This is a genomic window from Neobacillus sp. SAB-20_R2A (assembly GCF_049568635.1).
Taxonomy (GTDB): domain Bacteria; phylum Bacillota; class Bacilli; order Bacillales; family Cytobacillaceae; genus Neobacillus; species Neobacillus citreus.
Genome location: NZ_CP145895.1, coordinates 1,898,662 through 1,924,688 on the forward strand (window position 1 = coordinate 1,898,662; position 26,027 = coordinate 1,924,688).

Annotated in this window: 24 protein-coding genes; all 24 read left to right on the forward strand. The window is 41.9% G+C overall.

The annotated features are described in order from the left end of the window. Window positions 1-70 precede the first annotated feature (70 nt). The 24 genes from V5M37_RS09475 (at window position 71) to pgsA (ending at window position 26,009) form a co-directional block, all read left to right on the forward strand. Window positions 71-1,018: a polysaccharide deacetylase family protein gene (locus V5M37_RS09475; RefSeq protein ID WP_423801703.1), complete on the forward strand. Its 948-nt coding sequence runs from the start codon at window positions 71-73 to the stop codon at window positions 1,016-1,018. A gap of 100 nt (window positions 1,019-1,118) precedes the next feature. Next, entirely contained in the window at window positions 1,119-2,357 is a 1,239-nt protein-coding gene (locus tag V5M37_RS09480; protein WP_423801704.1) for a M16 family metallopeptidase, read from the forward strand. Window positions 2,358-2,463: 106 nt separating this feature from the next. Then, window positions 2,464-2,706 (forward strand): YlmC/YmxH family sporulation protein, encoded by a 243-nt coding sequence (locus V5M37_RS09485; protein WP_423801705.1) that lies wholly within the window; start codon window positions 2,464-2,466, stop codon window positions 2,704-2,706. A 746-nt stretch (window positions 2,707-3,452) separates the two neighbouring features. After that, complete coding sequence (dpaA, locus tag V5M37_RS09490; RefSeq protein ID WP_423802593.1) at window positions 3,453-4,355, forward strand: dipicolinic acid synthetase subunit A; 903 nt, start codon at window positions 3,453-3,455, stop codon at window positions 4,353-4,355. Continuing rightward, a complete protein-coding gene (dpaB, locus tag V5M37_RS09495; protein ID WP_423801706.1) occupies window positions 4,352-4,951 on the forward strand; it encodes a dipicolinate synthase subunit B in 600 nt (199 codons plus the stop codon). The genes dpaA and dpaB overlap by 4 nt, the downstream gene beginning before the upstream one ends. Window positions 4,952-5,136: 185 nt before the next feature. After that, window positions 5,137-6,186: an aspartate-semialdehyde dehydrogenase gene (asd, locus tag V5M37_RS09500; RefSeq protein WP_423801707.1), complete on the forward strand. Its 1,050-nt coding sequence runs from the start codon at window positions 5,137-5,139 to the stop codon at window positions 6,184-6,186. A 24-nt stretch (window positions 6,187-6,210) separates the two neighbouring features. Next, window positions 6,211-7,455 (forward strand): aspartate kinase, encoded by a 1,245-nt coding sequence (dapG, locus tag V5M37_RS09505; RefSeq protein WP_423802594.1) that lies wholly within the window; start codon window positions 6,211-6,213, stop codon window positions 7,453-7,455. Window positions 7,456-7,524: 69 nt separating this feature from the next. After that, entirely contained in the window at window positions 7,525-8,397 is an 873-nt protein-coding gene (gene dapA / locus V5M37_RS09510; protein ID WP_423801708.1) for a 4-hydroxy-tetrahydrodipicolinate synthase, read from the forward strand. A gap of 132 nt (window positions 8,398-8,529) precedes the next feature. Beyond that, the gene (locus V5M37_RS09515; protein WP_423801709.1) at window positions 8,530-10,197 is read left to right on the forward strand and encodes a ribonuclease J; all 1,668 of its coding nucleotides are present in this window, start codon (window positions 8,530-8,532) and stop codon (window positions 10,195-10,197) included. A 133-nt stretch (window positions 10,198-10,330) separates the two neighbouring features. Then, window positions 10,331-11,086, forward strand: coding sequence for a ClpP family protease (locus V5M37_RS09520; protein WP_213140751.1), 756 nt, complete (start codon window positions 10,331-10,333; stop codon window positions 11,084-11,086). Then, window positions 11,083-11,292, forward strand: coding sequence for a YlzJ-like family protein (locus tag V5M37_RS09525; RefSeq protein ID WP_213140750.1), 210 nt, complete (start codon window positions 11,083-11,085; stop codon window positions 11,290-11,292). The genes V5M37_RS09520 and V5M37_RS09525 overlap by 4 nt, the downstream gene beginning before the upstream one ends. Before the next feature lie 141 nt (window positions 11,293-11,433). After that, the gene (locus tag V5M37_RS09530) at window positions 11,434-13,782 is read left to right on the forward strand and encodes a DNA translocase FtsK (protein WP_423801710.1); all 2,349 of its coding nucleotides are present in this window, start codon (window positions 11,434-11,436) and stop codon (window positions 13,780-13,782) included. Between the two features lie 213 nt (window positions 13,783-13,995). Further along, window positions 13,996-14,721 carry a GntR family transcriptional regulator gene (locus tag V5M37_RS09535; RefSeq protein WP_423801711.1) on the forward strand — a complete coding sequence of 242 codons (726 nt, stop codon included), beginning with the start codon at window positions 13,996-13,998 and terminating at the stop codon, window positions 14,719-14,721. 84 nt (window positions 14,722-14,805) lie between these two features. After that, on the forward strand, window positions 14,806-15,891 hold the full coding sequence (locus tag V5M37_RS09540) for a BMP family lipoprotein (RefSeq protein ID WP_423801712.1): 1,086 nt from the start codon (window positions 14,806-14,808) through the stop codon (window positions 15,889-15,891). A 209-nt stretch (window positions 15,892-16,100) separates the two neighbouring features. Next, window positions 16,101-17,630 carry an ABC transporter ATP-binding protein gene (locus tag V5M37_RS09545; RefSeq protein ID WP_423801713.1) on the forward strand — a complete coding sequence of 510 codons (1,530 nt, stop codon included), beginning with the start codon at window positions 16,101-16,103 and terminating at the stop codon, window positions 17,628-17,630. After that, a complete protein-coding gene (locus V5M37_RS09550) occupies window positions 17,623-18,672 on the forward strand; it encodes an ABC transporter permease (protein WP_213140745.1) in 1,050 nt (349 codons plus the stop codon). Before V5M37_RS09545 ends, V5M37_RS09550 begins: the two co-directional genes overlap by 8 nt. Next, window positions 18,673-19,632 carry an ABC transporter permease gene (locus V5M37_RS09555; RefSeq protein ID WP_423801714.1) on the forward strand — a complete coding sequence of 320 codons (960 nt, stop codon included), beginning with the start codon at window positions 18,673-18,675 and terminating at the stop codon, window positions 19,630-19,632. Between the two features lie 157 nt (window positions 19,633-19,789). Continuing rightward, on the forward strand, window positions 19,790-21,070 hold the full coding sequence (gene yfmF / locus V5M37_RS09560) for an EF-P 5-aminopentanol modification-associated protein YfmF (RefSeq protein WP_423801715.1): 1,281 nt from the start codon (window positions 19,790-19,792) through the stop codon (window positions 21,068-21,070). Next, the gene (gene yfmH, locus V5M37_RS09565; protein WP_423801716.1) at window positions 21,070-22,365 is read left to right on the forward strand and encodes an EF-P 5-aminopentanol modification-associated protein YfmH; all 1,296 of its coding nucleotides are present in this window, start codon (window positions 21,070-21,072) and stop codon (window positions 22,363-22,365) included. The genes yfmF and yfmH overlap by 1 nt, the downstream gene beginning before the upstream one ends. A gap of 60 nt (window positions 22,366-22,425) precedes the next feature. Further along, window positions 22,426-23,148: an elongation factor P 5-aminopentanone reductase gene (gene ymfI, locus V5M37_RS09570; RefSeq protein ID WP_423801717.1), complete on the forward strand. Its 723-nt coding sequence runs from the start codon at window positions 22,426-22,428 to the stop codon at window positions 23,146-23,148. Between the two features lie 80 nt (window positions 23,149-23,228). After that, window positions 23,229-23,474, forward strand: coding sequence for a DUF3243 domain-containing protein (locus V5M37_RS09575; protein WP_213116299.1), 246 nt, complete (start codon window positions 23,229-23,231; stop codon window positions 23,472-23,474). A 156-nt stretch (window positions 23,475-23,630) separates the two neighbouring features. Continuing rightward, entirely contained in the window at window positions 23,631-24,419 is a 789-nt protein-coding gene (locus tag V5M37_RS09580) for a DUF3388 domain-containing protein (RefSeq protein WP_213140740.1), read from the forward strand. 20 nt (window positions 24,420-24,439) lie between these two features. Next, window positions 24,440-25,351, forward strand: coding sequence for a RodZ domain-containing protein (locus V5M37_RS09585; protein ID WP_423801718.1), 912 nt, complete (start codon window positions 24,440-24,442; stop codon window positions 25,349-25,351). Window positions 25,352-25,430: 79 nt separating this feature from the next. Beyond that, window positions 25,431-26,009, forward strand: coding sequence for a CDP-diacylglycerol--glycerol-3-phosphate 3-phosphatidyltransferase (pgsA, locus tag V5M37_RS09590; protein ID WP_213140738.1), 579 nt, complete (start codon window positions 25,431-25,433; stop codon window positions 26,007-26,009). Window positions 26,010-26,027: the final 18 nt, after the last annotated feature.

Consider the following 26,027-nt stretch of genomic DNA (forward strand, 5'->3'; position numbering starts at 1 on the left):
TGGCGTGCTTTATCATCGTTCTACCTTGTCCCTGCTCGTCATAATCTGTATAGAAGGGGGAAGAGGAAGAATGAAAAAAAAGATAATTATCGCGGTAATTGTGCTTGCTGCTTTCCTTATTGTAAATAGTCCAATTGTACATAATTATGTTTCCGCCTTAAAGGGATCAGCACTTCCGGCAGTAAAGGAGACGGATTCCTTATACCAAAGCATTGTAAAAAATGCGCATGAATATGAGAAACCGCCTTCAGATGCGAAAATCGATCCGGTTTGGAAGGCGATACCGGGATACAATGGCATTAAAGTTGACCTCGCTGCTTCTTATCAAAATATGAAAAAGAAAGGCACTTTTGATGAGAAAAAGCTCGTCTTTAAACAGGTGAAGCCTAAAGTGCAGCTTAATGATCTGCCGCCCTCACCTATTTATAAGGGGCATCCCGATAAACCGATGGTCAGCTTTATTATTAACGTTGCCTGGGGAAATGAATATTTATCAGATATGCTGGCAACGTTAAAAAATCATAACGTATCGGCAAGTTTTTTTCTAGAAGGCAACTGGGCTAAAAAGAACCCAGAGTTGGCCAAAATGATTGTTAGTGCCGGGCATGAGGTAGGAAACCATTCGTATTCCCACCCGGATATGGCAAAGCTTACAGCTGCCCAGACCAGAGAACAAATGGTGAAAACCAATGAAGTGATCGAAGCCGTGACCGATAAAAAGACAGAATGGTTTGCTCCTCCGAGCGGCAGTTATCGCGACGAAACAGTCAAAATCGCAGATGAATTAAACATGAAAACAGTCATGTGGACGGTAGATACTGTGGACTGGAGAAAGCCTTCTCCAGATGCCTTAATTAACCGGGTAATGGGCAAGATTGGCAATGGGTCGTTAATCCTCATGCACCCAACCGAATCGACGGCAAAATCTTTAGATCGATTAATTACCTTAATCGAACAAAAGAATTTACAGATTGGGACGGTTTCTGAATTAATGAGCGAGGAAAGGGTCATAAAATAAATTGAGGGAAGAAATACCTAAAAGTTGGAGAATATAGTGATTATAGGTATAATTAACAATTGGGAAGTAGCATCTGCTGTTTATAGACAGGAGGAAGTCGATGATTAACAAATACACGTGCCAAAATGGAGCAAGAATTGTATTAGAACAAATCCCTACCGTAAGGTCCGTTGCCATTGGTATCTGGATTGGAACGGGATCAAGAGATGAAAATCCTGAGACAAACGGGATTTCCCATTTCCTTGAACATATGTTTTTTAAAGGAACCACTACCAAAACTGCTAAAGAAATTGCTGAATCCTTTGATAGCATTGGCGGTCAGGTAAATGCGTTTACCTCAAAGGAATACACATGCTATTACGCTAAGGTACTCGATACCCATTCAAAGTTTGCTTTAGACGTATTGGCAGATATGTTCTTTAACTCTACCTTTGTTGAAGAGGAATTAAAGAAAGAAAAAAATGTGGTTTTAGAAGAAATAAAGATGTATGAAGATACACCTGATGATATTGTTCATGATTTGCTGAGCAGGGCTGTTTATGAAGACCATCCGCTTGGTTATCCAATTCTAGGAACTGAAGAAACATTGAACTCTTTTACAGGTAGTACGTTAAAGGAATATATTCATGAACGATACACACCTGAAAATGTTGTGATTTCAATTGCAGGTAATGTTCCAGAAAGCTTCATTCAAGAAGTGGAAGCCTACTTTGGCTCCTACCAAGGCGGAAGTACAACAGTACAAGAAAATGTTCCTGTTTTCCATGCCAACCGGATTTCACGGAAAAAGGAAACTGAACAGGCGCACCTTTGTATCGGGTTTAAAGGATTAAAGGTTGGTCATGAAGATATTTATAGCTTGATTACCTTGAATAATATTTTGGGAGGAAGCATGAGCTCCCGATTATTTCAAGAGGTACGCGAGCAAAGAGGATTGGCTTATTCCGTTTTTTCCTATCATTCTGCTTATCAAGACAGCGGCATTGTGACTATTTACGGCGGTACCGGGGCAAAGCAATTAAATGTATTGTTTGATACTGTTCAGGAAACGCTTGAAAAATTAAAACAAACAGGCATAACGGAAAAGGAATTAACGAACAGCAAGGAACAGCTGAAGGGCAGTCTTATGTTGAGTCTGGAAAGTACGAACAGCCGGATGAGCCGAAACGGAAAAAATGAACTCCTTTTAAAGCGCCATCGCTCGCTTGATGAAATCATTGAACAAATTGATGCAGTAACAAAAGAAAGCGTAGACAAAATGACAAGGGATGTATTTACTGATAAGTATTCCGTGTCGTTAATCAGCCCTGACGGAGAATTCCCAACCAATTTAGCATAATTAAAGAAAAAAACAGTTTGCCTAGGTGAACTGTTTTTTTTCTTTATTCTAAATAAGGACTTCCCTCTATAAATATATAGTAAGTGAGGAATAGGGGGCGGCTTATATGAGGTTGAGTGAATTAAGCGGAAAAGAAATTGTCGATGTAAAAAAAGCAGAGCGCCTAGGTGTCTTGGGCCAAACAGATCTAGAAATAAATGAAAGCACAGGTCAAATCCAGGCGCTCTTAATCCCTTCCGTCAAATGGTTTGGACTGAGAAAGCAAGGGGATGAAATAAGAGTACCCTGGCAACACATTAAAAAGATTGGGTCAGATATGATCATCATTGATGTTCCGGAAGAAGATTAAAAAAGAGTAAAGGTTTATAAAATTAATTACCCCTGCTATTGGGCCTGTTGATCTCCGCTCCGGGCACTCGCTTTCCGCGGGGAGGTCCTGAAGCCTCCTCGGCGCTTTTTGCGCCTGCGGGGTCTCCAGTGACCTCTATTTCCCGCAGGAGTCGAGTGCCCTCCGCTCCAATCAACAGGGTAGCCAAATCATCCTAAATGATTGCAACACACATTTTGTATCGTTTCTAAGTGTGTTGCAATCTTTTTCATATTTTGGCAGTCTGCAGTCGATTAGTGATTTTTCGCGTGGTACTATTCATCTATAGAAAGCAATTTATTCACTTTAGCTATACTTTTTTTTCTGAAACATTTATTTCACCACTTATTTATATTATTTATTGTGAGTTAAATGTCCTAATTGAAAACCTGTTGATTGGAGCGGAAGGAGCGAAGACTCCTGCGGGAGTACGGGGCTGGGGAGACCCCGCAGGCGCTTTAGCGCCGAGGAGGCTCCCCGGCACGCCCGCGGAAAGCGAAGCTCCTGGAGCGGAAATCAACAGACCTATTTAAAGCCTCTATATTAATAACATTTAATAAGTAGAAAAAAGATAGCCTGAAGCCCAAGCAATTTTATTTGCTTGGGCTTTTTTGCATATTCCCGCGTGGAAAACTCACCGATTGAAACTTTCTTACATAAGATGGGGAAGTGATAAAGAACAAAGGAAAAATTGAATGGATTCTTTAAAAAAGAAGGTGAATGTTTTCATGCTGACAGGGATGCAGATAGCCGTTATTGGTGGTGATGCCAGGCAGCTGGAAATTATCCGAAAGTTAACGGAATTAGATGCTAAACTAGCGCTGATTGGATTTGAACAGCTTGACCACGCCTTTACCGGTGCAGTCAAGGAGAAAATCTCCGAGGTTGACTTTTCGAATATCGATGCCATTATTCTGCCAGTCGCTGGCACAAATTTAGAAGGTCAAGTAGAGACGATTTTCTCCAACGAGAAAGTGGTCTTAACTGAGGATATTCTTTCGAAAACTCCTGAGCATTGTACCATTTATTCAGGTATCAGTAATTCCTATTTAAACGGGATTACAGAGCAAACAAACAAAAAACTAGTCCAGTTGTTTTCAAGAGATGATGTAGCCATTTATAATTCGATTCCGACTGTTGAAGGAACACTTATGATGGCCATCCAGCATACTGACTTTACGATTCATGGTTCTAATGTAACTGTCCTAGGATTGGGACGGTGCGGTATGAGTATTGCAAGGGCATTCCATGCATTAGGGGCAAAAGTAAAAGTCGGAGCAAGAAAAAGCGAACATCTTGCTAGAATTACGGAAATGGCACTGACACCGTTTCAATTAAGCAATATTGAAACGGAAGTGTCGGGTACAGACATTTTAATCAATACAATCCCGCAGCCAATTGTTAATGCATCAGTCATTGCCAAACTACCCGCACATACCATTGTAATCGACATTGCCTCAAAACCGGGAGGAACCGATTTTCGTTACGCAGAAAAGAGAGGAATCAAAGCCCTCCTTGCACCCAGCCTGCCTGGAATTGTCGCTCCCAAAACAGCGGGGCAAATTTTAGCAGATGTCCTATCCCAGCTGCTTTCAGAGACAGAACCAGATCGAAAGGGGAATGGAAAATGAGTTTAAAAGGTAAAAGAATTGGTTTTGGATTAACGGGTTCACATTGTACGTATGACGCTGTATTTCCGGAAATTGAAAAACTGGTGCAGGCCGGCGCAGAGGTGGTTCCAATTGTAACCTTTACGGTTAAAAACACCGATACCCGCTTTGGAAAAGGCGAAGATTGGGTCCAGCGAATTGTCGATTTAACTGGCAATAACCTAATTGATTCCATTGTAAAAGCAGAACCGTTAGGACCGAAAATGCCGCTCGATTGTATGGTAATTGCACCTTTAACAGGAGTATCGATGAGCAAGTTTGCCAATGCCATGAATGACAGCCCTGTTTTAATGGCGGCAAAAGCAACGCTTCGAAATTTAAAGCCGGTTGTCTTAGGTATTTCCACGAATGACGCTTTAGGGTTAAACGGGGTAAACCTGATGAAACTGATGGCCACTAAACACATTTTCTTTATTCCTTACGGACAGGATGACCCGATAAATAAACCGAATTCAATGGTGGCCAGAATGACAATGCTTCCGGAAACAGTGGAAGCAGCAATGGAAGGCAGACAGATTCAGCCGGTATTGGTTGAAAGATACAAAGATGAGGACTAATTTCCTTTCCCTTCATTAAAAAAGGTTATTTCTTTCAAATAATATGATAAAATAAATTAATCTTTCATCAGTGGGTTAATAAGTTAATCCGCTGATGAAAACAATCATAAAATATTACTATACTGGCAGCAAGAAAACTTAAACTTAAGGGAATAACCGGCCAGTGAATAGGAAGGGGAACAAGAATGAGTCATCAAAATGGATTTCACGTCGCAGTTGTCGGAGCAACAGGCGCTGTTGGCCAACAAATGATCCAAACTTTAATGAAAGAGAATTTTCCAATTAGAGAGTTAACCCTGCTTTCCTCCGCTCGTTCGGCAGGAAAAAAGGTCGATATAAATGGCCGTGAATATACAGTGCAAGAAGCAAAGCCAGAGAGCTTTGAGGGTGTAGATATCGCATTGTTCAGTGCGGGCGGAAGTGTCTCCAAAGAATTGGCCCCTGAGGCAGCAAAACGCGGTGCAGTTTGCGTTGACAACACCAGTGCATTCCGTATGGACACCGATATTCCTTTAGTTGTTCCAGAAGTTAATGAAAAAGACTTATTTGAACATAATGGAATCATTGCTAATCCAAACTGTTCAACCATCCAGATGGTGGTTGCTTTAGAACCAATCCGTCAAAAGTTTGGCTTGAAAAAAATTATTGTTTCCACCTACCAAGCTGTTTCCGGTTCAGGTGCTGCAGCGGTAGAAGAACTTCTACAACAGACAAAGGCAATTTTAAATGAAGAATCGTATGAACCACAAATTTTACCTGTGAAATCTGATAAAAAACACTATCAGATTGCTTTTAATGCGATTCCGCAAATTGATAAATTCCAGGAAAATGGCTATACCTATGAAGAAATGAAAATGATTAATGAAACGAAAAAGATCATGCATCTTCCGGAGCTTCAGGTTTCCGCGACTTGTGTTCGTCTTCCGGTAGCTGTAGGACATTCTGAATCTGTTTATTTTGAAATTGAAGAGGATAATGTGAGCGCCGCAGAAATTAAAGCGCTTCTTAAAGATGCACCTGGGGTGATTCTGCAAGACGATCCAGAAAACCAAGTATACCCGATGCCAGCCGACTGTGTTGGCAAGAATGAGGTCTTTGTCGGAAGAATCAGAAATGACATAGATAATAGCAAAGGATTTCACATGTGGGTAGTTTCAGACAATCTTCTTAAAGGAGCAGCCTGGAACTCCGTCCAAATTGCACAAAGATTAGTGGAATTAGGGCTTGTAAAATAGAGAAGGCAGGTTTTGGTGTTTACCATGAAAATCATTGTTCAAAAATTTGGCGGGACCTCCGTCAAAGATGAATCTAGCAGGAAATATGCGCAGGGACATATCGAAAAAGCGCTGGCTGAGGGCTATAAAGTAGTCGTTGTCGTATCCGCGATGGGAAGAAAGGGCGATCCATATGCAACCGATACGTTACTGTCCCTGATTGGCGGCAATACAAGTAACATTTCTAAACGTGAGCATGATTTATTACTGTCCTGTGGAGAAGTAATCTCTAGCATTGTGTTTACGAATATGTTGCTTGAGAGCGGAATTAATGCAACGGGATTAACTGGGGCTCAAGCAGGGTTTAGAACCAATAACGACCATACCAATGCCAAAATTGTTGAAATGAAGTGCGATCGCTTACTTAGGGAACTGGAAAGCCATGATGTCGTCGTGGTTGCCGGATTCCAGGGAGCAGCCAAAAATGGCGATGTGACGACGATTGGCCGCGGTGGCAGCGATACATCCGCTGCTGCTTTAGGAGCCGCACTTAATGCTGAGTGGATTGATATTTTTACCGATGTAGAAGGAATTATGACTGCTGACCCGCGCATTGCCGAAAATGCCCGGCCGTTATCAGTTGTTACCTATACAGAGGTTTGTAATATGGCCTATCAGGGAGCAAAGGTCATACACCCTAGGGCAGTTGAAATCGCAATGCAAGCAAAAGTGCCGATTCGGATTCGTTCCACTTATTCAGAATCCGAGGGAACATTGGTGACTACTTTAAATAAAAATAATCGCGGCAGTGACATCAAGGAACGGTTGGTAACGGGAATTGCCCATGTTTCGAACGTTTCGCAAATAAAGGTTTTTGCCAAAAAGGAACAGTACTACCTGCAGGCAGAAGTATTTAAAGCGATGGCAAATGAGAAGATTAGTGTGGATTTTATCAACATTTCTCCAAGCGGAGTTGTATATACGGTTACAGAAGAAATGACAGATAAAGCAATTCGGGTACTAAATGAAATGGGACACGAGCCAGAGGTTGAACGTCATTGTGCCAAGGTTTCCGTAGTAGGTGCCGGGATCGCGGGAGTTCCGGGGGTTACTTCAAAGATAGTAACGGCCCTTTCAAATCAAGGAATCCGGATTCTGCAATCGGCAGACAGCCATACGACGATTTGGGTCCTCGTCAAGCAGGAGGATTTAGTAAAATCAGTAAACGCCTTGCATAGTGCCTTTCACCTTGAAGATGAATCACTAGAATTAAATAGCTTGGATTTTTAAGAAAACCTTTTGAATAGGATGTTAGAAGCACCAGATTTGGGGAGCGAAAGTTTCGAAAGGAGAAATAAAATGGTTCATTTCGGGCGAGTATCCACTGCAATGGTAACGCCTTTTGATCATAAAGGGCATATTGACTTTGGCAAAACCACGAAGCTAATCAATTATTTAATTGATAATGGTACAGATTCACTTGTTGTGGCAGGTACAACAGGTGAATCACCAACCTTATCGAAAGAAGAAAAACTGGCGTTATTCAGCCATGTTGTGAAAGCCGTAAATAAACGAATCCCTGTTATTGCCGGAACAGGCAGCAATAATACGTACGCATCAATCGAGATGACAAAAAAAGCGGAGCAGGTCGGTGTGGACGCTATTATGCTGGTCGCACCGTATTACAATAAACCGAATCAAGAGGGTCTATACCAGCATTTTAAAGCAATTGCCGAATCAACTACCCTTCCGGTAATGGTCTACAATATCCCGAGCAGGTCGGTTGTGACAATTCACCCGGATACGATTATCCGCTTGTCAAAAATACCAAATATTGTGGCTGTGAAAGAAGCGAGTGGGGATTTAAATGCTATGACCCACATAATTGCTAATACCGATGATGACTTTGCTTTATACAGCGGCGATGACGCGGTTACGCTGCCCGTGCTGTCCATCGGGGGTGCAGGGGTTGTTTCAGTCGCCTCACATGTCATTGGCAATGAATTACAAGAGATGGTAAAAGCATTTTTTGACGGAGAAAATCAACGGGCAGCCAAATTACATCAGCGTCTGCTCCCGATGATGCAGGGATTATTTGCTGCACCAAGTCCAGCACCTGTGAAAACAGCTCTGCAAATCAAAGGCTTGGATGTTGGATCCGTTAGATTGCCGCTAGTGGGATTGACAGAGCAGGAACGTGCTAATTTGATTGAAATTTTAAATCATAAATAAATGCGAAGAAACCAACCGCCAAAAGCTCGGTTGGTTTTTTCCTTTTTTACCATTGTAAAGGTTTTCCGATTTCAAGTATAATAAACCTAACTGATTTCGATCGGAGCAACTTAGGTTTAGGAGGAAAAGGATTTGATAAAGAAAAAAAATCAATCCATCAAGATAATTGGACTTGGTGGAATAGGGGAAATCGGAAAGAATATGTATTTGGTGGAAGTGGACAAGGACATATTCGTCATTGATGCCGGGCTAATGTTCCCCGAGGAAGAAATGCTGGGCATTGATATGGTAATACCTGATATCACCTACTTAAAGGAGAATAGGGACCGGGTTAAAGCAATATTTCTAACGCATGGACATGAGGATCATATCGGGGCTCTTTCATACATTCTTCGGCAGATTGATGCGCCTGTCTACGGAATGAAACTGACACTTGCACTGGCAGGAGCCAAATTAAAGGAGCAGGACTTTAATGGAAAAGCTGACTTTATCGAGATAGATTCCAATATGGTTCTCGATTTAGATACTGTCCAGGTAAGCTTTTTCAGGACCAATCATAGTATTCCAGATTCAGTTGGGGTTTGTATTCACACTTCAGAAGGAATCATTGTTTACACGGGCGACTTTAAATTTGATCAGGCAGCCACCAGGCTTTATAAGCCGGAAATTGGAAAAATGGCAGCTATCGGTGAACAGGGTGTATTATGCTTGCTATCAGACAGTACCGAAGCGGAAAAACCGGGTTATACAACGTCTGAAGCAATCGTCGAGCGCGAATTATCGAACGCTTTTTACAATGCGCCGGGGCGGATTATTGCTGCCTGCTTTGCATCTGATATTAATAGAATTCAGCATATTTTTGATGCAGCCAAGGAGAACAAACGTAAAGTAGCAGTAGTTGGAAAAAGTCTTGAGCGAATTTACCACATTGCCATGGATTTGGGTTATTTAGAGGTGGCGGATGATTTAATCATATCTATTGATGAGATTAAGAATTATCAAGACAAGGAAATTGCCGTCTTGATGACTGGGAGCCAGGGGGAACCAATTGAGGCGCTGCAAAAAATGGCCAAGCAGACACATAAGCTGATTAATATCCAGCCGGGTGATACTGTCTTGATAGCTGCCTCGCCGCTAAAGGGCAGCGAAGTATTTTTATTTAAAACAATTGATATGCTGTTTAGAGCGGGCGCTAATGTCGTCTCCGGGAAACGGACCATCCATGTTTCAAGCCATGGCAGCCAAGAAGAATTGAAATTTATGATTAACTTGATGAAGCCTAAATTCTTTATTCCTGTTCACGGCGAATACCGGATGTTGAAAGCCCATCGGAAAATTGCAATAGAATGCGGTCTTCGCGATGAGCAGATTTCCATTCCAGATCGCGGTGACGTGGTGGAGTGGAAAGATGGGAAGTTTGCCATTACAGGTAAAGTGCCATCCGGAAATGTCCTGATTGATGGAATTGGCGTAGGCGATGTAGGGAACATTGTGCTGCGGGACCGTAAATTATTGTCTCAGGATGGCATATTAATAGTTGTCGTCACCCTGACAAAGAAGGAAAAGAAAATTGCCGCCGGACCGGAAATTATCTCAAGGGGATTTGTTTACGTCCGGGAGTCTGAAAAGTTAATGGATGACTCCACTAAATTAGTCCGTGATATCGTTGAAAGAAATATTGCCAAGGAAAGCTTTGAATGGTCAAGTTTAAAGCAGGAAATTAGAGATGATTTAAATCGTTACCTCTTTGAAAAAACAAAAAGACGGCCGATGATTCTGCCAATTATAATGGAAGTATAATCTTATAGGGCCTGCCCCCGCTGCTTATGATCCACGCAGCGGGGGACAGGCCCCTTTTGATGTTTATTTTTCAAGCATGAATTTATTTCATAGGCGAATACTAAAAGATATCATGCTTGAAGGGAGTATTGGGATGAATAACAATTTTATTAAAAATGACGCGGAGAATCCAGGGAGCACTGAGCCACAAAAAGAGGAAAAACCTGCTTCTCCTTTAGTAGAAAAAATACAGCAGCTTGGACAAACGAATGTCCCGCAATTATCCCCAGATTCAAAAATTCACTGTTTGACGATCGTGGGACAAATTGAGGGGCATATGGCGCTTCCACCGCAAAACAAAACGACAAAATATGAACATATTATTCCCCAGCTTGTAGCGATTGAACAAAACCCGAATATTGAAGGATTATTGATTATCTTAAATACAGTAGGCGGTGATGTTGAGGCAGGACTCGCCATTTCGGAAATGCTGGCCACTTTATCGAAACCAACCGTTTCGATTGTCCTTGGCGGCGGCCATTCAATTGGAGTTCCAATCGCTGTTTCCTGCACGTACAGCTTTATTGCTGAAACCGCAACGATGACAATCCATCCAATCCGCTTGACAGGACTGGTCATCGGCGTCCCTGCAACCTTTGAATACCTGGACAAAATGCAGGAGCGGGTTGTTAGTTTTGTAACCAAGCATTCAAAAATACCGGAAGAAACCTTTAAAGAATTAATGTTTGCTAAAGGGAATTTAACGAGGGATATCGGAACAAACGTGATTGGCGAAGAAGCTGTGAAATATGGGTTGATAGATGAAGTAGGGGGCCTCGGCCATGCGATGAAGAAACTGAATGAATTGATTGAGTTAAAAAAGGATGAAAATAAGGGACTGATTCAATGATTTTATATACGATGATGCCGCAGGAGCTAATATTCCCTTATGATGCAGATGCCTTCAAAAATCAGCAAACGGTTTCCTACCAGGGCATCCCTTTATTGGTCGAACAAACAGACCAGCAAAATTATCAAGTTATTCGAGTATTAAGTAGTGATCCACAGCATTTTTTGAATGATCAGATTTGCCCTGGTGCAAAAATTTCTTTTTAAGGATAAGGGAAAACTATTAACACATTATGGTATAATAAGGGTAAAGAGACAAGAGCAGCCAAAATAAGGCTGCTTTTCTGCCTTTATCACAAAAAAGTCGAGGCATCATTAGAATAAAATCAATAATATAAAGGTGATTGCATGGCCAAAAAAAAGAAACGACAACCGAAAAGACGAGATACCCAGCTAAAACGGACGGTCCAATATGAATTATCGGCACTGGCAATCCTAGCATTAGCGATTATTTCAATTGCAAAGCTTGGGGCCGTCGGCAGAGCAACCGTCCTGTTCTTCCGTTTTTGGATGGGTGAATGGTACATGCTTAGTTTACTGGGGCTGGTTATACTAAGTATTTATTTAATGTGGAAAAGGGAGATTCCATTTTTCTTTCATATTAAGCTTGTAGGCAGTTATTTTATTGTTTCAGCTATTCTTCTTTTGAGTCACGTTACATTGTTTGATTTGCTGAGCAATAATGGAAAATTTAAGAACCCTAGTGTCATAAACAATACATGGGAGTTATTCATGATGGAGGTCCGGGGGGAAACCAGTACACATGATCTCGGTGGAGGAATCCTTGGGGCCATATTGTTTGCTCTGTTTCATTATCTATTTGCAGAAACCGGTACAAAAATCATTGCTTTTATTTTTATTTTAGTAGGGTTTATTTTACTAACCGGCAAATCATTTGGTGATTTTGTAGCAAAAATCTTGATGGGGGTTTTTGGCTTTTCAAAAAACCAGTGGCAAGCTTTTAAAACGGATGTAGCCGAATGGAAACAGAAACAGCAGGAAAGGCGGACCGAGCGGAGCAATCAAAGAAGGCAGGTCCAAGAAAACAGGCGGATTCAGCAGACTCCCGCAAACGTTCCCGAACCACAGGCTGATATAGACGAAGCTGTCATCCCTGAACCGTTAATCTCCAATTTTGCGGATCGGGCATATCAGGAGGAGCTGCCTAGGGAAAGACCGCAGCGAGAACCGGCCAAGAGCAGACGGAACAAACAAGAGGAACCTGAGGAAGACAATACTCCTCCTATCTCATTTGCCGAAGTAGAAAATGCATCCTATGAATTGCCGCCGCTCAGGCTTCTGAAACTTCCAAAGAAAACCGACCAAAGCGGTGAATATGAGCTGATCAATAAAAATGCAGCCAAACTGGAAAGAACCTTCCAAAGCTTTGGAGTCAAAGCACGTGTTACACAAGTGCACCTGGGACCTGCGGTGACAAAATATGAAGTCCATCCTGATGTCGGTGTTAAAGTCAGCAAAATCGTCAGCCTCAGCGACGATCTCGCATTAGCACTAGCAGCAAAGGACATTCGAATGGAAGCCCCAATCCCCGGAAAATCAGCGATCGGGATAGAGGTTCCAAATTCCGAAGTTGCAATGGTTTCACTAAGAGAGGTTTTGGAAGCAACGCAAAATGATAAGCCGGATGCCAAGCTAATGATTGCACTTGGCAGGGATATCACGGGCGAGGCCGTGCTGGCAGAATTAAATAAAATGCCCCACCTTCTTGTCGCTGGTGCAACAGGAAGCGGAAAAAGTGTATGTATCAACGGAATAATTACGAGCATTTTAATGCGGGCAAAGCCACATGAAGTAAAATTAATGATGATAGACCCGAAGATGGTCGAGTTAAATGTTTATAATGGAATTCCCCATCTGCTTGCGCCAGTAGTGACAGAACCCAAAAAGGCCTCACAAGCGTTGAAAAAGGTTGTCAGCGAGATGGAAAGACGATATGAGTTATTCTCCCATACCGGAACAAGGAATATTGAAGGCTATAATGACCATGTTCGAAAACATAATCTCGAAGAAGATGATAAGCAGCCGTTATTGCCGTATATTGTTGTCATAGTGGACGAGTTGGCGGATTTAATGATGGTTGCCTCTTCAGATGTAGAGGATTCGATTACTCGGCTGGCGCAGATGGCCCGTGCGGCCGGGATTCATCTTATTATTGCGACCCAGCGTCCATCCGTCGATGTCATCACCGGGGTCATCAAGGCCAATATTCCTTCCCGCATCGCCTTCGCAGTATCAAGCGGAACAGACTCACGGACAATCCTCGACATGGGCGGGGCGGAAAAGCTTCTCGGCAGAGGGGACATGCTCTTTATGCCGGTCGGTGCGACAAAACCGGTACGTGTCCAAGGTGCCTTCCTCTCAGACCAAGAAGTGGAGGACACGGTTGAATTTGTTATCTCCCAGCAAAAGGCTCAATATCAGGAGGAAATGATCCCAGATGATATCCCCGAGGCTGCTGGAGAGGTTGAGGACGAATTATATGACGAGGCAGTTGAATTGATTGTTGATATGCAAACGGCATCAGTTTCGATGCTGCAGCGCCGCTTCCGGATTGGCTATACAAGAGCGGCAAGACTGATAGATGAAATGGAGCTCCGCGGAGTGGTAGGACCATATGAAGGAAGCAAACCTCGTGCGGTCTTAATTACGAAGCCAAACGAGGAAAAGAGCTCTTAAAAAAAGGGCCTTATGGCTCTTTTTTTATTCTACTTTTATGGAAAGTTGATAAAATAGTAATAGGCGTTAAAGATGATTTTTATCTTTTCGTCTTTTTTCGACAAAATCATGGATTTCTATTTATTTCTCGCAGAAAACATGATAAGATTATTGCGATTAGTAGGAATGATATCAGAGGTCTGATGTCTAAGGAAAAGGCTGGAGGAAAGCAGCATGTCCATCAAGTCAGATAACCGGCATTTATATTTACAAGTAATCGATCGGCTTAAGCAGGATATTGAAGATGGTGTATACAAAGAAAAAGAGAAACTGCCATCAGAATTCGATCTTGCCAAACAGCTTGGTGTCAGCAGGGCTACACTTCGAGAAGCATTAAGAATTCTTGAAGAGGAAAATGTGATTATCAGACGCCATGGGGTTGGTACGTTTGTTAACGCAAAGCCATTGTTCACATCGGGGATTGAACAGTTAAGCAGTGTTACTGACATGATCAAACAAGCTGGCATGAAACCAGGAACTATTTTCTTAAGGTCATCAACTCAAAGCCCATCGGAAGAGGATATTCGTCGTTTCTCATGTTCTGCTGATGAGGAAATGGTCGTGATTGAGAGAGTAAGAACCGCCAATGGAGAACCAGTCGTTTATTGTATTGACAAGGTTCCAGCACACATATTACCAGAAACCTTTTCTCATGGTGAAGAATCGATCTTCAACATATTAGGAGACGAGGCAAACAGAAGGATTACATACGCGGTTGCCCAAATCGAGCCGATTGGCTATCATGAAAAAATTTCCCCAATCTTAGAATGTGACCCGGAAACTGCATTATTGGTTTTAAAACAAATGCATTTCGATGAACAGGATGAACCTGTCCTTTTTTCGGTAAACTATTTTAAGGCGGACAAATTTAGTTTTCATGTACTTAGGAAACGAGTATAAAAATTTTTAATGGTAATGAAAACGCAATCAGTCCAGTTTTATACCATTTCTACTATCAAACAACATTCTTAGGGGGAAGATACCTTGAAAAAGCGTAAAGTTGGAATGGCGCTATCACTTGTTCTTGCTGCTGGAACACTATTAGGTGCTTGTGGAAAAAGTGATGACAACAAAGGAACTGAAACATCAAAAGGCGGAGAAAAAGGAAAATCATTCTCTGTAGCAATGGTTACTGACGTCGGCGGTGTAGATGACAAATCCTTTAACCAATCAGCGTGGGAAGGCCTTCAAAAGTTCGGTAAAGATAATGGCATGAAAGAAGGAAAAGGCGGTTACTCTTACCTTCAGTCCAAATCAGATGCTGACTATGCAACAAACTTAAATACTCTTGCTCGCCAAGATTTTGACTTAGTATATGGGATCGGCTTCTTAATGCAGGCAGCCGTTGAAGAAATTGCAAAACAACAAAAAGACCATCATTTTGCAATCGTTGACGCTGAAGTAAAACAGCCAAACGTAGCAAGCATCCTCTTTAAAGAGCAGGAAGCAGCGTTCCTTGCGGGTGTTGCGGCTGCTTTAACAACTAAAACAAACCATATCGGTTTCATTGGCGGTATGGAAATTCCAGTTATCGAGCGCTTTGAGTCTGGCTTCCTTGCTGGTGTAAAGGCTGCTAAACCGGATGTACAGGTTGACGTTCAATATTCTGGTGCATTTGACAAAGCAGAGTTAGGGCAATCCATCGCTTCTAAAATGTACTCTTCTGGTGCAGACGTTGTCTTCCACGCTGCTGGTGCTACTGGTAATGGTCTTTTCAAAGAGGCTGTTGACCGTAAAGCGAAAGAACCAAGCAAAGACTTCTGGGCAATCGGGGTTGACCGTGACCAAGCTGACATGGGTCCAGATGTAGTCTTAACATCTGCATTAAAGCGTGTTGACGTAGCAGTTCAAGACTTGTCCAAAAAGGCAATGGATGGCAACTTCCCTGGCGGAGAAGTGGTATTATACGGCTTACATGAAGATGGCGTAGGTCTAGCACCAATTAACGCAAAGGCTCCAAACAAAGATGCGATTGATAAAGCGGTTAAAGACTACATTGAAAAAATCAAATCTGGTGATTTAAAAGTTCCTCAAACTCGTGATGAATTGAAAAACTTTAGTGCAAAATAAAACTACTAACAGGGAATAAGCGGATATTATCAAGATAATCCGCTTATTCCTTCTTAATGAATCTTAATTGAAGTGCAGAAATGATTTTCCGCCTTTCAATTAAGGTTTTAATGGGGAGATATCCCTGTTTTTTAAATCTTGGAAAGGTCTGACCTCTTACTTTTATTGGTCGGAATTTCCATCACCTTCATTACAGGGAGTGAGAAAAAATGGATTATGTAATCGAGATGCTAAACATTCGGAAAGAATTCGGCAGCTTTGTTGCAAATGATAACATTACTCTCCAATTGAAAAAGGGAGAAATTCATGCCTTGCTTGGCGAAAACGGAGCAGGCAAATCAACTTTGATGAACGTGCTTTTTGGTTTGTACCAACCAGAAGCTGGAGAAATTAGAGTAAAGGGAAAACCTGTTAAAATTACCGATCCTAACGTTGCCAATGACCTTGGAATTGGGATGGTCCATCAGCACTTTATGCTAGTAGATACCTTCACTGTAACGGAAAACATTATCCTTGGCAGAGAGATTACATCTGCTGGCCGGATTGACATTAAAAAGGCAGAACAGGAAGTCCGGCAAATTTCCGAACGTTACGGATTGTCAGTTGACCCACAGGCGAAAATTTCCGATATCTCTGTAGGTATGCAGCAAAGGGTTGAAATTTTAAAAACATTATACCGCGGAGCGGAGATTTTAATTTTTGACGAACCGACTGCAGTGCTGACACCGCAAGAGATTAAAGAGTTAATTCAAATTATGAAAACACTCATTAAAGAGGGTAAATCTATTATTCTTATTACCCACAAGTTAAAAGAAATTATGGAGGTCGCCGACCGCTGTACTGTCATTCGCAAAGGAAAAGGGATTGGTACGGTAAATGTCAGTGAAACGAATCCAAATGAACTTGCAAGTCTGATGGTTGGACGGGAAGTTGTCTTTAAAACAGAAAAGAAGCCTGCTGAACCAAAGCAAGACGTATTGCTAGTTAAAGATTTAGTGGTGAAGGATTCACGTGGTGTCACGGTTGTTAATGGATTGGATTTAACAGTTCGTGCCGGTGAAATAGTCGGGATTGCCGGGGTTGATGGTAATGGACAGTCTGAGTTAATTGAAGCGCTTACAGGATTGCGTAAATCTGATAGCGGCAGCATTCAATTAAATGGCAAAGAATTAATTAACCACACCCCTAGAAAAATTACGGAATCTGGAGTAGCCCACATTCCGCAAGACCGTCATAAACATGGACTTGTTTTGAATTATCCAATTGCCGAAAATATGGTTTTACAAACCTATTATCAGAAGCCTTTTTCTAAAAGTGGAATCTTAAACTTTAAAGAAATTTATAATAAGGCAAGGAAGTTAATCAGTGAATTCGATGTCCGCACACCAAGTGAATATACGTTGGCACGCGCTCTTTCTGGAGGTAACCAGCAAAAGGCAATCATCGGCCGAGAAGTGGACAGGAATCCTGATTTGTTGATTGCCGCTCAGCCGACTCGTGGTTTGGATGTGGGTGCGATTGAATTTATCCACAAACGCCTCATTGAGCAGCGCGATCATGGCAAGGCAGTCTTGCTTGTTTCTTTTGAGTTAGATGAGATTATGAATGTCAGCGACCGGATTGCTGTTATTTATGAGGGGAAGATTGTTGCTGTTGTCAATCCAAAAGATACAGACGAACAAGAACTCGGATTGTTAATGGCAGGATCGAACAGAAAGGAAGCGGGTGCAAATGTCTAAGCGCTTAACAGGTATCTTAACACCGATCATTTCGGTGTTATTAGGAATCATCGTGGGAACCATTATTATGTTAATCAGCGGATATGACCCGGTTGCCGCTTATACAGCACTTTGGAACGGGGCTTTTGGGGAAGTATACTATGTTGGGGAAGTTATTCGCCAGTTTACACCGTATATTTTGGCTGGTTTAGCGGTAGCGTTTGCTTTCCGTGTTGGGCTATTTAACATCGGGGTAGAGGGACAATTTATTGTCGGTTGGCTGGCATCGGTCTGGGTAGGGGTTGCTTTTGACCTTCCAAAAGTCATTCATCTGCCGCTTGCCATCTTGGCAGCTATTGTTGCAGGTGCCCTGTGGGCCTTTATCCCTGGCTTTTTGAAGGCGCGTTTTCGCGTCCATGAAGTTATTGTCACCATTATGTTGAACTATGTTGCTTTGCATGTGACTAACTATATTATAAGAAATGTTTTAGCTGCTAAGAGCGGTGATAAGACAGAAATGATTCATGAATCTGCAAGCTTGCGTTCAGAATGGCTCCAAAGCCTGACAGATTATTCCCGTCTTCACTGGGGGATTATCCTTGCAATTGCCTGCTGTTTTATCATGTGGTTCTTATTGGAAAAAACAACAAGAGGATTCGAATTGCGGGCAGTTGGTTTTAACCAGCATGCAGCGCACTATGCAGGGATGAATGTAAATAAAAATATCATCCTTTCGATGGTGATTTCCGGCGCTTTTGCTGGATTGGCCGGTGCAATGGAGGGACTTGGAACCTTCGGATATGCGGCTGTTAAAGGCGGATTTACCGGTGTAGGGTTTGACGGAATCGCGATTGCCTTGCTTGGTTCTAACACGGCATTAGGGGTATTCTTCTCAGCGATTTTATTCGGTGCCTTAAAAGTAGGGGCTTTAAACATGCCGCTTGAAGCGGGTGTGCCAAATGAACTAGTTGATATTATTATCGCACTTATTGTTTTCTTTGTTGCATCCAGCTATATAATCAGAGCATTTCTTGATCGAATCGGTAAGAAGGGGGTGAAGTAAGTGAGCTTAATGGACATTTTAACAATTGTTGTTCCATCTACACTTTTATGGGCTGCTCCACTTATCTTCACTGCGTTAGGCGGTATTTTTTCAGAGCGATCTGGAGTAGTAAATATCGGTCTTGAAGGTTTAATGGTCATAGGCGCATTTTCAGCCATCGTGTTTAACTTGACTTTTTACGATACGTTTGGGGCTGCAACACCTTGGATTGCTTTAATTGTTGCGATGGCTGCAGGCGCTGTCTTCTCAATCCTGCATGCAGTTGCGGCAATTACCTTCCGGGCTGACCACACGGTTTCTGGTGTAGCTATAAACCTGCTAGCAGTTGGTTTAACGATGTTCTTAGTGAAACAAATTTATGGAAAAGGTGAAACTGGGATTATTTCCAAGGGCTTTAGCAAAATTGACGTGCCGGTTCTTAAGGACATTCCGGTCATTGGAAAAATCCTGTTCCAAAATACGTATTGGACCTCCTTTGTAGCAATTATTGTGGCAGTTATCGCTTGGTACGTGGTGTTTAAAACTCCATTTGGTCTTCGGCTTCGCTCGGTGGGTGAGCACCCAATGGCAGCCGATACAATGGGTATCAATGTGACAAAAATGCGCTATCTAGGGGTTATTATTTCAGGAGCACTTGGCGGGATTGGCGGTGCTGTTTACGCACAGTCGATTACTTCAAACTTCAGCCATGCGACCATCAGCGGCCAGGGCTTCATGGCGTTGGCTGCGATGATCTTTGGTAAATGGCATCCGCTTGGAGCGCTTGGTGCCGGTATCTTCTTTGGCCTTGCCCAAAGTATTAGTATTATCGGATCTAGCTTGCCGTTCTTAAAAGAAATTCCGAATGTGTATCTATTAATCGCTCCTTATGTATTAACCGTATTGGCGTTAACAGGTTTTATCGGCCGCGCCGATGCACCAAAAGCTTCCGGTACACATTACATCAAGGGAAGCCGTTAATATTAATGATAAAAAGCTCTCAGTTTTTGAACTGAGGGCTTTTTTTGCTTGAATTGTACAGGTTCTATAGTATAGGTTTTATTTGAAAGGAAAAAATATAAAGAAAAATGTTTTCATATCATATGTTAAGACCCTTTAACAGACAGGAGGAAAATAAATGGAAGCAGTCGTTGAAAAAATAACGCAAATGCAAGGCTATAAACTCCATGTTGTTGAAACTGATAAATATAAAACGAATACCTTGGTATGGAGAATGAAGGCGCCTTTATCAAAAGAGGATGTCACGAAAAGAGCGCTTCTTCCTTATGTCCTGCAGTCCAGTTCTGCCAAATATCCAACGACGACACAGCTCCGTTCCTATTTGGATGACCTATACGGAGCTACTCTTTACGTTGATTTAGGAAAAAAGGGCGAGTATCATATTGTCAGCTTTTTGATAGAAATTTCAAATGAGAAATTCTTGACCGACCCTAGTCCTTTATTGAAAAAGGGATTTGAATTATTGGCTGAAATTTTAACGAAGCCCAACGTCTCCGGGCAGGCATTTGATAAGGATACAGTTGAAAAAGAAAAACGCACACAAAAGCAAAGAATTCAATCAGTGTATGATGATAAAATGCGCTACTCAAATGTTCGCCTTCTCCAGGAAATGTGCAAAGGAGAGCCGTATGCTTTAGAGGTTAATGGCGAGGCTGAAGCAGTCGATGCAATTACTCCAGAAAATTTATTCGAATATTTCCAGAGAGCCTTTAAAGAGGATGAGATGGATCTTTACGTGATTGGCGATGTAAAGGAAGAAGAAGTGAAGACTATTGCAGAAGGGCTTCTGCAATTTGAAAATCGCACTCCACAAAAGTCTTCCGCTGCTGAGGTTCAAAACAGAACAGAAGTAAATGAAGTTAAGGAAGTTCAAGATGTCAAACAGGGAAAATTAAATATGGGTTACCGGACAAATATCGTCTTTGGCAATCCCGATTATTTTGCATTGCAGGTTTTTAACGGCATTTTTGGCGGCTTTGCCCATTCGAAACTGTTTATCAATGTTCGGGAAAAAGCAAGTCTAGCCTATTATGCAGCCAGCCGGCTTGAAAGCCATAAGGGCTTGATGATGGTCATGTCGGGAATCGATAATAAAAATTATGATCAGGCTGTCAAAATCATCCGCGAGCAAATGGAAGCGATGCAAAAGGGTGACTTCACGGACGATGAGCTAGTTCAAACAAAAGCCGTCATTCGCAACCAAATTCTTGAAACCATTGATACATCACGGGGATTGCTCGAGCTTCTATATCATAACGTCATTGCAGGTCAAGATATTAAGCTCGAATCATGGATTACAGATATGCAGAAAATAACCAAAGAAGAAATTATCGCAGTTGCTAATAAGATCAACCTTGATACCATTTATTTCTTAACAGGAACGGAGGCGGGCAGGTAATGGAGAAAATCAGCTTTGACCAGCTTCAAGAAGAGCTTTATCACGAGAAAATGTCAAACGGCTTACATGTCTATATCTTACCGAAAAAAGGTTTTAATAAAACTTATGCAACCTTTACAACTAAGTATGGTTCAGTTGATAATACATTTGTACCTTTGGGAAAAGACAATTTTGTCAAGGTTCCTGATGGAATTGCCCATTTTTTGGAGCATAAGCTATTTGAAAAGGAAGATGGCGATGTCTTTCAGCAATTCAGCAAACAGGGTGCATCGGCCAACGCCTTTACATCATTTACACGGACTGCCTATTTGTTTTCAAGCACTTCAGATGTTGAAAAAAACTTAGAAACATTGGTGGATTTTGTTCAGGACCCATATTTCTCTGACAAAACAGTGGAAAAAGAGAAAGGCATCATTGGGCAAGAAATCACGATGTATGACGATAACCCAGATTGGCGCTTATATTTTGGGATCATCGAAAATCTATTCCAAAACCATCCTGTTAAAATTGACATTGCGGGAACAATTGAGTCCATCTCCGAAATCACAAAAGAATGGCTGTATGAGTGCTATAATACTTTTTATCACCCAAGCAACATGCTTTTGTTTATTGTCGGAGCGGTTGACCCGGACAAAATCATGAAACAGGTAAAAGAAAATCAGGCTAAAAAGGACTATAAGGAAATGCCTGAAATAAAGCGGAAGTTCGAAGAGGAGCCCTTGAAGGCTGCTGAGAAAAAACAGGTATTGCAAATGAATGTGCAAACCTCGAAATGCTTGGTCGGCATGAAAGCGCTGCATGTGGATCAGCAAGGCCCGGAAATGTTAAAAAACGAGTTAACCATGAATGTTCTCCTTGATTTACTATTTGGGAAGAGCTCTGAAAACTATTACGAGCTATATAATGACGGATTGGTCGATGAATCCTTCTCCTTCGATTACACGCAGGAGCAGGGCTTTGGCTTTGCGATGATCGGCGGCGATACGAATAATCCGGACCAGCTAGCGGACAGAATCCAAAAAATCCTGTTGGATGCAAAGGGTGCCCAAACATTTACCGAAGAACAGCTGGAAAGGGCTAAGAAAAAGAAAATTGGTGCATTCTTGAGGGCGGTGAACTCTCCTGAATATATTGCAAACCAATTTACCCGCTACGCCTTTAACGACATGAACCTATTTGATGTCGTGCCAACACTAGAAAAAATCACTCTGGCTGACGTTCAGTCACTGGCTTCGGAAGTAATTGCCGACGAGCGGATTTCAGTATGCCAGGTCGTGCCTAAAAATAAACAATAGAAATCCAGAGGCCTGCCCCCTAGGGATCAGGCCTCCTTATATAAAGAGAGAGTGAACAATATGCATAAATATGTTCTTATTACGGGAGCGAGCGGAGGAATCGGCCAGGCGGTTGCTTACCATTTGGCAGAAAAAGGCTATCATCTTTACTTGCATTACAATCAAAATGAAGAATCGATTAAAGAGTTGCTGAACAAGCTTTCCCCCTTTAAGGGGGAGTACATACCGATTCATGCCGATTTGGCTGAGCCTGAAGGATATTTAAAGGTTAGCTCGCAAATCTTTTCGCTGGATGCGATTGTCCATTGCGGAGGAATGGGGCAATATGGATTGTTAATGGATTTAAAGCTTGACGAAGCGATGGCACTCATGAATGTCCATGTATTAAGTCCCTTAATGCTGACAAAAGAACTTTTGCCAAAACTAATCAGTAAAAAATCAGGAAATATTGTCGTGATCACATCCATTTGGGGGCAGGCTGGTGCCGCCTGTGAAGTGGCCTATTCTGCCGCTAAAGGGGCGCAGATTTCCTTTGTGAAGGCCTTAAGCAAGGAAGTTGCATTAAATGGGATTCGTGTGAATGCCATTGCCCCTGGGGCGATTGAAACGCCGATGATGGCCGGATTTACGGAGGAAGAAACCGAAAGAATCGCCTTTGAAATTCCAATGGGCAGGCTGGGGCAGGCCGAAGAAATTGCTAAGGGTACAGCCTTCCTTTTATCTGATGATTCCAGTTATATTACTGGACAGGTGCTTGCCATCAATGGCGGCTGGTATACCTAAAAATTCATATTTTCAGGATGTATAGAAACTGCCTCCGTTTTGCAAAATATACTTGTACCATCTTAAAAGGAGGCAAAATTATGTCTGTTTTAGATAACTGGAAACAATGGCAGGACTTCCTTGGGGATCGCCTAAACAACGCACAATCTCAAGGAATGAGTGAAGGAGCAATCAACACCATTGCTTACCAAATTGGCGACTATCTGGCAAGGAACGTTGATCCAAAGAATGAGCAAGAAAGAGTTCTTTCCGATATGTGGTCAGTTGCCGATCCACAGGAGCAGCAAGCCATTGCCAATGTAATGGTTAAGCTTGTAAAACAATAATGTGTAAAGAGAGGAGAAATCTCCTCTCTTTTTTGATAGATATTAATTACTATTTGGACATGTTTTTTCTTTCATCTTCTATCAAAATCATTTATGATAAGGTTTAGGGCGTTTTTGAAATAGAAAATGATTGATATCCTAAATGGGGGTTAAAGCATGAAGAAAGAATGGTATCTAGAATATGAAATTACAAAAAACCGTCCGGGTTTGTTAGGTGATATTTCATCCCTCTTAGGAATGCTTGCTATTAATATTGTAACTATTAATGGTGTCGATGAAGGAAGACGCGGCTTGCTCATACTGGCAAAAGATGATGATCAAATTAAACGTCTTGAGTCAATTTTAAATACAATGGACACAATAAAACTAATAAAATTAAGAGAACCAAAACTGCGGGACCGTCTTGCTGTTAGACATGGCCGCTATATACAACGGGATGCAGATGATAAAAAAACGTTCCGATTCATCAGAAGTGAGCTTGGGGTTTTAGTGGATTTTATGGCAGAATTATTTAAGGAGGAAGGCCACAAGCTGATTGGCATTCGCGGCATGCCTCGTGTCGGTAAAACGGAATCACTAGTTGCCGCAAGCGTTTGTGCTAATAAGCGCTGGCTGTTCGTCTCTTCAACCCTGCTTAAGCAAACGATCCGCAATCAGCTAATCGAAGACGAATACAATGCGAATAATCTGTTTATTCTTGATGGCATTGTATCGACCCGCAGGGCAAATGAGCGGCATTGGCAGCTAGTCCGTGAAATTATGCGTCTCCCTTCTGTAAAGGTGATTGAGCATCCGGATATTTTCGTCCAAAACTCCGAGTATACGCTTGATGATTTTGATTATATTATTGAGTTAAGGAATCACGCTGACGAAGAAATTACATATGAGGTAGTTGATCAACACAATATGTTCTCCGGATCGGATTTTGGAGATTTTGATTTTTAAAAAATTGGAAGGTGTTAACGGTGACTGAATTAGGGAATCGATTAAAAGAAGCCCGTTTAGCCAAAGGTTTGAGTCTTGATGATTTGCAGTCTATGACAAAAATCCAAAAGCGTTATTTAGTTGGAATTGAGGAAGGCAACTATTCAGCCATGCCCGGAAATTTCTATGTGCGGGCATTTATTAAGCAGTATGCAGAAGCCTTACATCTAAATCCCGAAGAGCTATTTGAAACGTATAAAAGTGAAATCCCGGCTTCCTATAGCGATGAACTGCCTCAGCAATTATCAAGAGTAACGACGCACAAGAAGATTTCACAAGGAAATTCGAAAATTTTTGATGTGCTGCCAAAGGTGTTAATTGGTGTTTTTGTCATTGGTATTGCTAGTCTTTTATATTATTTTTTCGCAACGAATGCGGGTACAGATTCAAATCAATCAACGAACAAGGATAATGAGCAGGTTAAATTAGTCAAGAACGAGAAGCTTGAAAAAGCACAAGCCGAGGAAAAGGCAAAGGAAGATAAAAAGAAAAAAGAAACTGTTGAGGAAGAACCAAAAAAGGAAGAAACTACAACACCTGTTGAGGAAACTCCGAAGCAAGTTTTATCAGTAGTACAAACCAGTGGAAGAAATTCGACTTATTCCTTAAGTGATGCTGATAAATTCGTGGTAAAGATTGTTTCTAGGGGTGTATCCTGGGTCAGTGTAAAGAATGGCAAAGGAAAATCTTTCTATTCCGGAACACTGCAAGCGGGCGGTGTTGATACCCAGACTATTGATTTATCAGCAGAAACTGAAGCTGTTATTATCGTTGGAAAAACGGTAGATGCGGACATTTATGTCAATGATCAAAAGCTTGAGTATGCAGTCGCACCAACTGAGAAGGTTCGTCAGGACATTACGATCCAATATGTTCCGAAGGTCCAACAATAGTCATCCTTTCGATGGCTATTGTTGGCGTGTATTTTATAGTGCTCATGAAAGCACGCTGGTTTTTTAGGAGGAAATTTTGATGAACATACCAAATAGAATTACTGTTTCAAGAATATTTTTAATCCCTATATTTATGATTGTTATGTTGGTTCCTTTTGATTGGGGACAAATGTCCTTACTTGGGGCGGACATGCCTGTTACGCATTTCGTTGGGGCGTTGATTTTTATATTAGCCTCCACGACTGACTGGGTAGACGGCCATTATGCCCGTAAATATAATCTTGTAACCAACATGGGCAAATTTCTCGATCCGCTTGCCGATAAGTTGCTTGTTTCAGCGGCTTTGATTGTTCTTGTGGAACTTGGGTATGCCCCGTCCTGGATTGTCATCATCATCATCAGCCGGGAATTTGCTGTCACAGGCCTCCGCCTCCTGCTTGCAGGCGAAGGAGAGGTTGTCGCAGCCAATATGCTTGGAAAAATTAAAACCTGGACACAAATTATTGCGATTTCTGCGTTACTATTACATAACATTATTTTTGCGCTGATCCCTTTTCGCTTTGATATTCTGGCATTGTGGGTCGCGATGTTCTTCACGATTTGGTCAGGATGGGATTATTTTGCGAAAAATAGCCATGTGCTGAAGAATTCTAAGTAATTTGATTTGTAAGGGGCG

Excerpts from the sequence above, each read along its gene's own strand:
- V5M37_RS09475 (WP_423801703.1), top strand. The coding sequence starts at position 71 with ATGAAAAAAAAGATAATTATCGCGGTAATTGTGCTTGCTGCTTTCCTT.
- V5M37_RS09480 (WP_423801704.1), top strand. The coding sequence starts at position 1,119 with ATGATTAACAAATACACGTGCCAAAATGGAGCAAGAATTGTATTAGAA.
- V5M37_RS09485 (WP_423801705.1), top strand. The coding sequence starts at position 2,464 with ATGAGGTTGAGTGAATTAAGCGGAAAAGAAATTGTCGATGTAAAAAAA.
- dpaA (WP_423802593.1), top strand. The coding sequence starts at position 3,453 with ATGCTGACAGGGATGCAGATAGCCGTTATTGGTGGTGATGCCAGGCAG.
- dpaB (WP_423801706.1), top strand. The coding sequence starts at position 4,352 with ATGAGTTTAAAAGGTAAAAGAATTGGTTTTGGATTAACGGGTTCACAT.
- asd (WP_423801707.1), top strand. The coding sequence starts at position 5,137 with ATGAGTCATCAAAATGGATTTCACGTCGCAGTTGTCGGAGCAACAGGC.
- dapG (WP_423802594.1), top strand. The coding sequence starts at position 6,211 with ATGAAAATCATTGTTCAAAAATTTGGCGGGACCTCCGTCAAAGATGAA.
- dapA (WP_423801708.1), top strand. The coding sequence starts at position 7,525 with ATGGTTCATTTCGGGCGAGTATCCACTGCAATGGTAACGCCTTTTGAT.
- V5M37_RS09520 (WP_213140751.1), top strand. The coding sequence starts at position 10,331 with ATGAATAACAATTTTATTAAAAATGACGCGGAGAATCCAGGGAGCACT.
- V5M37_RS09525 (WP_213140750.1), top strand. The coding sequence starts at position 11,083 with ATGATTTTATATACGATGATGCCGCAGGAGCTAATATTCCCTTATGAT.
- V5M37_RS09530 (WP_423801710.1), top strand. The coding sequence starts at position 11,434 with ATGGCCAAAAAAAAGAAACGACAACCGAAAAGACGAGATACCCAGCTA.
- V5M37_RS09535 (WP_423801711.1), top strand. The coding sequence starts at position 13,996 with ATGTCCATCAAGTCAGATAACCGGCATTTATATTTACAAGTAATCGAT.
- V5M37_RS09545 (WP_423801713.1), top strand. The coding sequence starts at position 16,101 with ATGGATTATGTAATCGAGATGCTAAACATTCGGAAAGAATTCGGCAGC.
- V5M37_RS09550 (WP_213140745.1), top strand. The coding sequence starts at position 17,623 with ATGTCTAAGCGCTTAACAGGTATCTTAACACCGATCATTTCGGTGTTA.
- yfmF (WP_423801715.1), top strand. The coding sequence starts at position 19,790 with ATGGAAGCAGTCGTTGAAAAAATAACGCAAATGCAAGGCTATAAACTC.
- yfmH (WP_423801716.1), top strand. The coding sequence starts at position 21,070 with ATGGAGAAAATCAGCTTTGACCAGCTTCAAGAAGAGCTTTATCACGAG.
- ymfI (WP_423801717.1), top strand. The coding sequence starts at position 22,426 with ATGCATAAATATGTTCTTATTACGGGAGCGAGCGGAGGAATCGGCCAG.
- V5M37_RS09575 (WP_213116299.1), top strand. The coding sequence starts at position 23,229 with ATGTCTGTTTTAGATAACTGGAAACAATGGCAGGACTTCCTTGGGGAT.
- V5M37_RS09580 (WP_213140740.1), top strand. The coding sequence starts at position 23,631 with ATGAAGAAAGAATGGTATCTAGAATATGAAATTACAAAAAACCGTCCG.
- pgsA (WP_213140738.1), top strand. The coding sequence starts at position 25,431 with ATGAACATACCAAATAGAATTACTGTTTCAAGAATATTTTTAATCCCT.